The organism is Sphingobacterium deserti (genome assembly GCF_000757725.1).
Lineage (GTDB): Bacteria > Bacteroidota > Bacteroidia > Sphingobacteriales > Sphingobacteriaceae > Sphingobacterium > Sphingobacterium deserti.
Genome location: NZ_JJMU01000028.1, coordinates 87,363 through 98,048 on the forward strand (window position 1 = coordinate 87,363; position 10,686 = coordinate 98,048).

The window sequence follows — 10,686 nt, forward strand, 5'->3', positions numbered from 1 at the left end:
GTTTATTCGGTCTTCTATGCCAAGCTCTACTGAGCTTGATGCAGGTAACCATGCTATCGCTTCGAGTAAAAGCAAATCACATAAGTCTTTTCCTGATGTATTGGTTTCGTTTCAATTTATATTGTCAAATATAGTAATTATTTTCATAAACAAAATTGACCCTGTAGAACAAATATTATTATATTGTATGAAATGTAGCTATTATTTTACAAAAACCGATTATTTTCTGTTAGCCTGCTTTTTTAATTACGCCATTTTATTTAAATAAGTTATTTCATGCGTGGGAGTTAGTTCGAGCCGACTTATTTTTATCGTCTATGTTATCAACCAACGCTTTGTCTATGGAAAGGCTTTGGGGTATGATAGTGCATACTATTGAGCTTAGCTAACAGCTGGCGATGACTCCGCATTTTTTGCCTTAAGCGTAGTCTAGACAGGGCAGGATGGTTTTATCCTGTGCTGAATGTATATTTAAGCATACTTAAGCAATACTAGCCATGACTACATTTAAAACCCTAGGACAGTTTATTATTGAAAAACAAGCCGATTTTCCCTATGCGAAGGGCGAGTTGTCCCGCCTGCTACGTGATATAGGTATTGCTGCAAAAGTGGTAAATCGAGAAGTGAACAAGGCGGGTTTGGTAGACATCCTGGGCGATGCGGGGCAAATCAACGTACAGGGAGAGGGGCAAAAAAAACTGGACGTCTATGCTGATGAGCAATTTATCCGGGCTTTACAAAGTGGTGGGGAATGTTGCGTTGTTGCATCGGAAGAGCATGAACTGCCCGTGGACATCGATTCTGAGTTGTCAAGAAATGCAAAGTATATTGTTTGCATCGATCCGCTTGATGGCTCCAGCAACATTGATGTGAACGTGTCTGTAGGAACCATCTTTTCAATCTATCGCCGTGATTCTTTAGGCGGGAGACCAACTTTGAAGGATATTTTGCAAAAAGGGGACAAACAGGTTGCCGCCGGATACATTGTTTATGGTTCCTCAACCATGTTGGTTTATACTACCGGAAAAGGCGTAAACGGTTTCACACTGGATCCCAGTATTGGTGAGTTTTGTTTGTCTCATCCCGAAATACGCGTGCCCGCTATGGGGCAAATTTATTCTGTAAATGAAGGTAACTATTCAAAGTTTTCAGATGGGGTGAAGAAGTATATAAAGTATTGTCAGGAAAATGATGCGCCATCGCAAAGGCCCTACACGTCTCGGTACATTGGTTCGCTAGTTGCTGATATTCATAGAAATTTGTTATTGGGCGGGATATTTATTTACCCGGCGACACGTACACATCCAAATGGGAAATTGCGGCTTATGTATGAATGTAATCCGATAGCTTTCATTATTGAACAGGCTGGAGGTCGGGCTACGGATGGGTGTATGCGTATCTTAGATATCGAGCCCGGTAGCTTGCACCAGCGTTCAGCCTGCTTTATGGGCAGTACGGGAATGGTAGCAGCGATTGAGCATTTCTTAGACGCAGAAAGAAATAGTGTACGGGGCTGAAGCAGTCGATAGCGGTATGTTTTCTGTTCCATGTAAGGGTGTTCAGTAAGGCAACTACGTTTCTTTTTGTTCCAGAATCTTTGATACCAACTCATGTTCGTTAACAGGCTTGCTTAAAATAGCGTCAAATTCTTGCGTGGAGTTTGCGCGTTGCGCCTCCGTATTCACCAGGTCTGCGGTACAAAGGAATACGCTGGTATGCTGATTTAATTCTTTGATTTTGTCCAGAATCTGCCAGCCGTTTATGGCCGGCATAAACATGTCTGTGATCACGACATGCACTTCGTTGCTCTCTACAAAGTGCAAGGCCTCTGTCGGATCCTCAAATAGTGAGATGCGGGAGCTGTCGTTGAAGTAGTGTTTGAGGTACATCATGTTGATACGGTTGTCGTCGATGAACACCAGTCTAATATCTTTAGGCAGGTCTTTAAGCTGCAATTGTTCTATTTTTGAAGATGCGATTCGTATGTCAGGGGCGGGGATTATCATTTCAAACGTAGATCCGTTTTCGAGGGAGCTTTGCAGGTTTATCTCCCCCTCAAGTTGCTTTATCAATAAGTTCGATATATACAGCCCTAAGCCAAACCCGCTTGTTCTTCCTTTTGATCCGGCCATATAGTACTGCCTGAAGATATGTTGTTGATGCTCTTCCGATATGCCGATGCCTGTATCTTTCACGGCAATACAAAGTGCCTTTTTGCGATTGCGGTATGTTAAGTTTGCAGACAGGTGTACATTGCCCTCATTGGTGTATTTTATGGCGTTTGCCAGTAGGTTAGACGCAATTTGTTTTATTCGAAAGGCGCTATTATAAATTTCCAATCCACTATCTATTTGAATATCATATGTTAATTGCAGTCCCTTTTTCTGTGCCTGGTAGCTATGTAAGTTAATAACTTCCATCAAAATTCTATGTGGAGAGAAGAACGCATATTTTACCTTCAGTTTCCCCATTTCTAACTTACTTAGGTGTAAGATGTCGTCGATGGAGCTGTTAATGACCGTGATTTCATGAACGGCTGAATTCAAGTATTCCGAGCTAACCACTTTGTCGGCTTTATTCTTTTTAAGGATGTCTATAATACCAAGTAGCGAAGAGATCGGTGTTCTAACCTCGTGGCTGATATTGGCAAGCACGCTCGTTTTCTCTTCCGCTACTCGCGAGGCGTATTCTTTTTCATCGCGAAGTCTACGTTCGTAGGTGCTGGCTTTCGATTGATAAAATAAGATCAACGCTATCATAAAAAACATAATGAACAGCGCTACGGCAATTTGTTTTTCAAACCTTTCCACACTCAGGCGGTGCGAAACGACTAAGGTTTTCTCCGCAGCGCGTATTTGTGCAAGCTCTTGTTTTTCCAAGGCTTGGATGCTTGATCTTAGGGTGTTTAGAAGTTGGTGGTTTGTTTGTACCAGCACGCGCTCCTTTTGAAGGAGAGCGAGGAATTTTTTCCGGAGAAGTCTTGTGTCCTTTTTAAAGGATTGCTGTTGTGCTACATTAAATTGTTCAACGCTTTTGTATAGCGCATCTATCTGCTTGATGTTTAATGTCTGATTTACAGAATTCGTAACGACCACGTCGTCTTGCGCTTTAAAAATCCGCTTGAACAGGTTTCCTTTTTTTCGAACTACCGTGTCAAGGGAGGTGGTTTGTGCGACCGTGTCGTTCAATATGCTTTGAATCAAAACGTCAGAATCCATTATCTTCGTCCTTGGGATTGGTAGATTTCCTTCATCCTGCAATAAGGAAAGCGAATCCTCCGAGAAAAGAATAAGGTTATTTATTGCTTTTTTAAGTGTGAGCAATTCATATTGCACGTTTTTTTTCTTCTCCAGGGGATTATGCTGTTGGGTGGTATCGTTATCAAAATTAAGCGGTGGCAAAGCAAGAGAATCAATAGTGCATCTTATTTCTTCAAGTTTGGTGCTGTATGATTGGTAAATACGCCTGTCAAAGTTGATACTGTATTGTCTGAAAAGATTGTCTGCTTCGTTTAGCGCGAGAAATAGCGTGTACAATGTTGATGTTTGCTGCTCGGTCGGTGACTTTTCCTTTTCTAAACGGAAAGTCAATTTTTCGTATTGCCGGTATTGCTGCACGTACAACACACTTAGGTAAATAAAGGACGCGATCAGCGATCCAATTATCATAAATCTTAAAATATGGAGTGGTTTCTTTTTGCTTAACACAGGTTTTAGCTTTTTTCAAAAGTAGCCAATAATGCGGTTTTGTTTAATTTTTACAAAGCTTTTAGCCATTAAAGATTGCTAGTTGTATCTCTGTTTTTAAAAATTTGTAGTAGAATATCTATAAATTTCGCTCGTCATGTTATCGCGAGTCTATAGTCGGCAGCTGAGAACTGCTTTAAAAGCGCTCTAATGATACTTTTATTCTTTCTTTTTGCTACAAATTACCTGCGATATCTCTTGCTAAATTAGACGGTGATTTTTTGGTTTAAAAAAAATTATTCATTTCTTGAAGAGTAATGCTGTAAACTTAAACTTAGTTGTAATATAACTATTGTGACTTTTAATGTGATTTCTTAGCAAAACCGAAGCGCTATTAATAATAAAAGCTATTTTGAAAAATAAAAATCTTATTATACAATCTTTTGGTATTATAGTATAATACTATATTTCTTTCCTTGATTATTTCTGTGTATATTCGGGAATATATATTAATCGCCAATTATAAATAGTTTTGCTTTATTAAAACACACGTTTTTTATGGCCTTAAAAAGAGAAAGAAAAGAAGTTAATGGTGCCGTGCGCAACAAGCAGCGAACCAGAGGTCGGTTGCTTGCCTGTATTGGAATGATATTGGAAGAAGAAACGTATTCTGGCTTGTCGATCACCGCCGTGTTCAGGAAGTCCAAATTAAACCCGAAATTGGTCTATCTATACTTCAAGGATTTTGAACACTTAGTGGAAAGTTTCGTAAGCCAAAGATTGGATCTGCTTCGTGCGAAGATGGAGTCGACGATCAAAGTAGGCAGCCTTGCTAATCAAGAGGATGTATTGGATATCATACTCCTTCAGGTAGATGAATTGTACAGCGATAGAACATTAAAAAGACTGCTTCATTGGGGCCTGGTAGAAAAACGACAAAAATTTTTAAAAACATTACTAAGGGCTTACAGTGGGTATCTCTCAACGCTTTTTAATTATTTCACTGCTGCACTTCCCCTACGTCAGCGGAAGTCAATGATTGCTACGCTAGATCTATTGATATCGGGTACGCTTTTTCTATTTGTGCACGCGGCCGAAGGATCTCAGTTTCTGACGTTAGACGTTTCCAGGAGTGTCGATCGCGACCGCTTGTATCAGACTATCAGGCGTATCGTTTGCAGTTCCGATAATTATGCTTTGCGCAGCAATCCAAAGAGAGGTATTGTTGCGTAGTGCTAGTCCACCTTTGCAAAATAGTATCATAGCATTCGTTTATTGACCATTGTTGGGAATTGTGTACTGGCCGATGTGTTTAGCGAGGCCCATCATAATAGACGAAAAAGGAGGAAATGTAGCACGGAATGCCCATCTCCCCCTTGATGATATGATGATCTTTGCGGTCTGATTAGTGCTATATCGCAGGATTAACGGTGCGCACGCATCGAATGCTTCTTCCCTGTGTAAAACTACTGCCAATTTCATTCTGCACAACGGCCTGTGAGTAGCCGTCAAGAACGTTTACCAATCCCACTAAATTAACCCCAGTGTAGCTCATCCTAAAATAGGTGGGCCGTATACCTGCAGGGTTGGTGGCTTCACCAGTATACGAGCTTGTGGAATAATGGCCTTGCCCGCCAAGTAAAACGGCTACGAGTAAAGGTTGTTGCAGCAGCGCGCCGGCGGGTGTTCGGTATCCATAAAAGCCTAGGCGTAGTTGATCCATGCCCGCGTATGCCGGATTGGCGGGTTGAGTAGAGCTTCTGTTCCAGTTGGCAACGATGCCGGAACCGCCCAAGAGAAGCGGGGTGTACCCCTCCAAGGAATTAGGAAGTCCAAGTGCTTGATATTCTTCTGGTGTAGGTAGTCGCCAGGTTCCTGCAGGATACACACCGCTGCATACATCTACATTATTGAATGTGGTACCAGTTGGTGTGGTGGTTGCGAAGTTCCATAAGTCAACATTGGCAGAAAACGCGTAGTTCACCGGATGCGGTCTGAACCTATATTGGAAACCTGAAGGTGCCGAACTTAGGTAAGTCAGATTGGAGCGTGCCCAACGGATCGGTGATGTGCCTACGCGCACGCCTGACTCAATAAGTCGTGCGGTAACGGCGTAGCTGCTTCCACGAACAGGAGAAAATGCGGAGCCGAAATTTATGGTAGTGTTTGTAAAGGTCCGCGTGGAACCGTCGTCAAGTGTCAGAATTAATGGGTTAAGCCGCAATTGAAGGCTTCCGGCTGCTACCGCTCTTGGACGCACAGTGTATAATGCCCCTACACTTACCCCGGCTGTAGTGGAGGTCATGTTGTTGGAGCTCAAAGCCGAGGCTTGGTAGTTGGAAAAACTGCTGTCCCGAACATTGAAATCCGCAGTTTCGCTGAGTGTTCCTCCTGATCCTATGGTAAAAGAAAGATTAGAATTAGCTGCGATCGTTCCGAACATACCGCGGGTGTCCAAGGTAAGCAGTGTGCGGGATGTATATCTTCTTAAAACAACGTTTAGGTTATTTTGCCCAAATTGCGTGAAAATGGTTCCGGCTGCATATAAAAAATCTTTATTCGCTATTTGCGCAGCTGAAACAACGTTGTTAGCTACCGTCGGCGATGATGTGGTTTCGTTGGTAGATACGGCGATCCATCTGTAGTTAAAACCGGATGCAATCGCTACAGGGGGAAAGGTTGATCCAACGGCCTCCACATTGACAATAGGTGTTGTTTCGTTTTCCCGGTAAATAAGTATCCGGCATCGAACGCCTGTTGTGATTGGTCGGCTGACCATTCTTGACGGGCGGGTCGACATACTAAGATCATTTTTGCCGTCCTTTCTATCTTGGGCTGTCGCGGAGGCAGGATATGACTTGACAATTTCAAAATCGATGTCGAAGTCGTCTGAAAAATATAACTCGTGCTCTTTCCCATCAGCGGCGGGCGTTGACTGGGCACCTAGTCGGTTGGCAGTTGTGGAGCTAGCGCCAGCCCCTCCATTTTTGGAAGTTAGCTCAATAGGCGTTTCATCAAGGATATAATCTTCTAGTCCATTAATGGTGACAGCTAAGGTCGCATCTTCATTTGTTTCGTTGGTAGTTCCTTTTGTGCAACTAAATAACGTACATGCTAAGCCTATGCATAGCATGAGCTTGATGGAGGTCGATAAGTTTGTGGTTGTCATTTTCTAAAACGTTACGGTTATACTACAAATCAAAATCATTAGAAAACCCTGTTTGTGTTTGCCAATCTTCTACATATGGAGAATTGTTTTGGGCGTTGCCGGGGTTTATTTGCGCTCCTGTAGATGCAGCTGCCATAGAAGATTCTAACCAAACAATAGTGCATGTGACTGTCGGGTGGGTGTAAGCTTTCTTTTCCATCTTTACCTTTTTAGTATATAGCAATATTAAAATTCGCATATAGCCCGCATGAAAGCATGTTTCCATGCCTCAAGCGTGTTTTGGTATTTTAGAAAAATGGTTAGGCTGTGTATGAAATCTTAAATCGTGTTACGTAAATTTTGGCCAAAAAGGTGCATGTCCGGTGAATACATGTTTTTTCACAGGGTAATGCTTTATTTACGTAAAACTGAGGGGTACATCGATATATAGTTCGCGTACCAATTATTTCATAAGCAGTGGTGCCAACAAGCGAGTAGCCTGTTATGCAAGGTTAAGAGTCTCACACACTCCTAACTCATTTCTCAAAAATGTGACTCTTTTTAAGGGAAAAGCGTCTTTAAACCCCTTTTTTTGAATTTTTAACTATTTATAACTTTCATAAGCTTCATCACAAACACTTCATATAAGCATGCATAGCATCGCAATGGTGTGGCATTATCATGAGCCACTATATTTTTTCATAAGCAACTTTAACGCCGTGCTTGAAGCAGTTGCACGTACGGGCGTTGTAGTTTTAACGTTACAAATATAGAAATTGTTTTTTTTAGTTTACACTTTTAGAAAAAAATATTCATTATCGGGAGTTTTATGCGAAAGTCATGGGGGAGCTTGGCCGATTATATGTACCATCTCCATAGATTATCTTTCCTATTGCACTTAATGTGTAAGCCTGAAATTTCTAAAGCAGGCGTGTCGCTTACTCTTCCCCGCCCATCAAGGGATCCGTCCGACTCGCCTTACCAGTTTCTAGGTGGCCGGCATATTGATAAGAAAAATCAGGGTCTTCGCTTGCTGTAACTTCAATATCATACCAACCGAATGATTTTTCCAGATTCATCTTCCATTTGAAGCTATGTGCGCTGAAAGCTTTGCCTTCCTGCCCATACGACAAATCTTTCACGGCAAGGTGCTGCTTATTATTGGTCGTTTGGATGGTTATCGACTCTGTATACTCAGCTTGTTCCACGTTTAATAACGCAGTTTCTCTTGTTTTCGATCCTTTAAATGAGCGGTAAAAACCATTCGGACCGTAGATACGGATGTGGTACATGTGACTGCTAAATTTATCCAGCGGCCATTCGTAAACGAGTGGCTCACCTTGCCGTACAGTGAAGTTCCAGGTTTTGCCAGGTGAATCATCTTTTCCATAACTAAGTGGAGACGAAGCGAAAAAAGGTACGCCGATTGCTTTAGTTTGCGACAGCCCTTTTCCTACTTCGAACGTCACGCGGAGCACGCCCTTTGAGAGGTCAACGGCCGCGTTGATGCTAAGTTGGTAAGGTAGGGCACAAGCGACTTTTGTGCCTTGTTCCTGTGGCGATTGCCAAAGTGTGCTGCGCTTACCGGTATTTGCCGCTTTAACGGCATCTATTTTAGCGAAACCTGATGGTAGTGCTTTATCTTTAGCTGCATGTATACGTTCTACGTAGTCATTCCGATCTACCGATGCTATATCGACTTTCTCTGTATGACTAATCGGTTGAAATACCGACGTGAGATTGCCGCAGACGAGCCTGCGCCAATCGCTCAGATTTTCTTCTATAACGCTTTTATTAAATTTTTTTTGGATAAAATATTCCAAAAATTGGAGCGATGATGTTAAGTCAAATACCTCGGAATTGACTCTTCCACCCTTGCTCCAGGGTGAGGCAATGACCAGCGGAACACGAAATCCAAGTCCAATGGGACTATCCAAGATGCTTGCTTCATTTCCGGAACGTCGTCGCTCTTGTTCTAATGTAACGTATTCGTTCTCGGTATGCATGCCTTGCGGTAATGCTCCGCTGTCTGGCCGTGCGCTGTGTGCAGGGATAAATGGCGGGACGTGATCAAAATAACCGTCATTCTCGTCGTAAGTTAGCACGAAGATGGTTTTTTTCCATATATCAGGATTTGCCGTCAGGATATCAAGTGCTTCAGAGATGTACCAGGCACCATACCAAGGTGATCCCGGATGGTCAGAAAATCGGCACGGCGCGACCAGCCAGGACACCGTGGGGAGGGTGTCGGATGTAACGTCTTGCCTAAATTGATGGAAAACATCGCCCTTTGGCACGGCTACTTCTCTTTCTTCCTGCTTATCAATGTATCGGATAGTCTCCAATTGATGATAATTAGGGTCGCCACTATTTGTCGTAAAGGCTTTTCGGTGTATGGACTGCTGAAGCGGATCAAGCTTTTTGAAAGCATCTTCATTAAATTCTTCTATATCTCTACGCAGCTGCTGTGCTTCTTTTTGCAAAGCAGTGCGCTCTTCGTTATTAGCCGATAGGTCCGAGGAGAGCCTTTCCTCTACGCCCTCTAATCGTTGACGCATGTAGCTCACATGCGCTGGGTGAAAACGAACATGATACTGCTTGTGGAACTCTAGGTTATTATCGGTGAAATTGGCCAACCAGTCTTCTTCCTCGCCCTCAAAACCTACGGGTATGCTTAGTTCGTTTTGGTACACCTTCCATGAAATCCCAGCTTCTTCCAAGCGTTCGGGATAAGTCTTCCAGCCTACATTTTTATAGTTGATCTGGCTGTTGTCGACATGCGCTTCCGATTCGGCATTATGGGGCTCTTCCCGTATGCTCGCAGACCAAAAATAGGATCGATTGGCGCTTGTTCCCGTTAGCGAGGAACAGAAATGCTGATCGCATATGGTGAAAGCATCTGCAAATGCGTAATAAAAAGGGATGTCTTGACGGCTGTGGTAGCCCATGGTGAGCGGCATATGGCTAAAGTCAGGATTGCCGGCTCTTTTTGCTTCCAACCAGGTGTCCATTTTTCCGTCATTACGTGCAAAGACCATATCCTTCCAACTGTGTGGAAGCGAACCCATCCAGCTCGTCTTACTATTTTCCAGATCCAAGCGAAAAGGTGCGAAGGTATTACCTTTATCATCTTGCTGCAACCATACAGGAAGCCCGTTAGGTTGTTCTATAGCACGAGGATCATTAAAACCGCGTACCCCTTTTAATGTGCCGTAGCAATGGTCGAAAGAGCGATTTTCCTGCATCAGAAAAACAATATGCTCGGCGTCTAAAAATGTAGATCCGACGGGCGCCTCAATCGCTAAGGCGCGCTGTATTGAAGCTGGGCACAGCTTAAATGCGGCTGTGGCACCAGCTAGAAGAGATGCTTTTTTTAAGAATGTCCTTCTATTTTCCATGATGTTTTCATTCAATCGTTACGGATTACGTTGTGCATATCGCGAATCCTTCGTTGATAAACACAACTTTACAAAACAAAGGATTTAATGTTAAATTGGTGTAAAGTAAAGGTTTTTTTGCTTTTCAAACGGATTGTCCTTCGCTCAAACCCTTCCGCCGCATGCCGCGGCAAGGCAAATACTTTGTAGGGTAATGTAGTTTCTAAACGGATTGTCCTTCGCTCAGACCCTTCCGCCGCATGCCGCGGCAAGTTCAAGTTTCTGTTTATAAAACAGTTTGTCCGACGCACACCCCTTCCGCCGCATGCCGCGGCTAGGCACTACTTTTGTAGGGCAAAAGTAGCAAAACCCCGTCGCTTACTTTTGTTGCATCCTTGTTGGATAGTGCGAAGGCAAAAGTCTACAGACGCAACAAAACTGATGCGACATTTCGTTTAATAATGGGAAGAAGCGA

At 43.0% G+C, this 10,686-nt stretch carries 6 protein-coding genes; 2 read left to right on the forward strand and 4 right to left on the reverse strand.

Annotated features, from left to right (window positions below):
• Positions 1-497: 497 nt before the first annotated feature.
• Entirely contained in the window at positions 498-1,517 is a 1,020-nt protein-coding gene (gene fbp, locus DI53_RS09545) for a class 1 fructose-bisphosphatase (protein WP_037498209.1), read from the forward strand.
• A 54-nt stretch (positions 1,518-1,571) separates the two neighbouring features.
• Here the strand turns inward: fbp and DI53_RS09550 are convergent, their stop codons facing one another.
• Positions 1,572-3,668, reverse strand: coding sequence for an ATP-binding response regulator (locus DI53_RS09550; protein ID WP_052072285.1), 2,097 nt, complete (start codon positions 3,666-3,668; stop codon positions 1,572-1,574).
• A gap of 576 nt (positions 3,669-4,244) precedes the next feature.
• Here DI53_RS09550 and DI53_RS09555 point away from each other — a divergent pair.
• Positions 4,245-4,919 carry a TetR/AcrR family transcriptional regulator gene (locus tag DI53_RS09555; protein ID WP_037498216.1) on the forward strand — a complete coding sequence of 225 codons (675 nt, stop codon included), beginning with the start codon at positions 4,245-4,247 and terminating at the stop codon, positions 4,917-4,919.
• 178 nt (positions 4,920-5,097) lie between these two features.
• On the opposite strand, the gene DI53_RS09560 is transcribed toward DI53_RS09555, so the two are convergent.
• The 3 genes from DI53_RS09560 to DI53_RS09570 all read right to left on the reverse strand — a co-directional run bounded on the left by DI53_RS09560 (position 5,098) and on the right by DI53_RS09570 (position 10,232).
• Positions 5,098-6,855: a hypothetical protein gene (locus tag DI53_RS09560; RefSeq protein WP_037498219.1), complete on the reverse strand. Its 1,758-nt coding sequence runs from the start codon at positions 6,853-6,855 to the stop codon at positions 5,098-5,100.
• Between the two features lie 22 nt (positions 6,856-6,877).
• On the reverse strand, positions 6,878-7,054 hold the full coding sequence (locus tag DI53_RS20320; RefSeq protein WP_157836768.1) for a hypothetical protein: 177 nt from the start codon (positions 7,052-7,054) through the stop codon (positions 6,878-6,880).
• Between the two features lie 718 nt (positions 7,055-7,772).
• Positions 7,773-10,232 (reverse strand): phosphocholine-specific phospholipase C, encoded by a 2,460-nt coding sequence (locus tag DI53_RS09570; RefSeq protein WP_037498223.1) that lies wholly within the window; start codon positions 10,230-10,232, stop codon positions 7,773-7,775.
• Between the last annotated feature and the right edge of the window lie 454 nt (positions 10,233-10,686).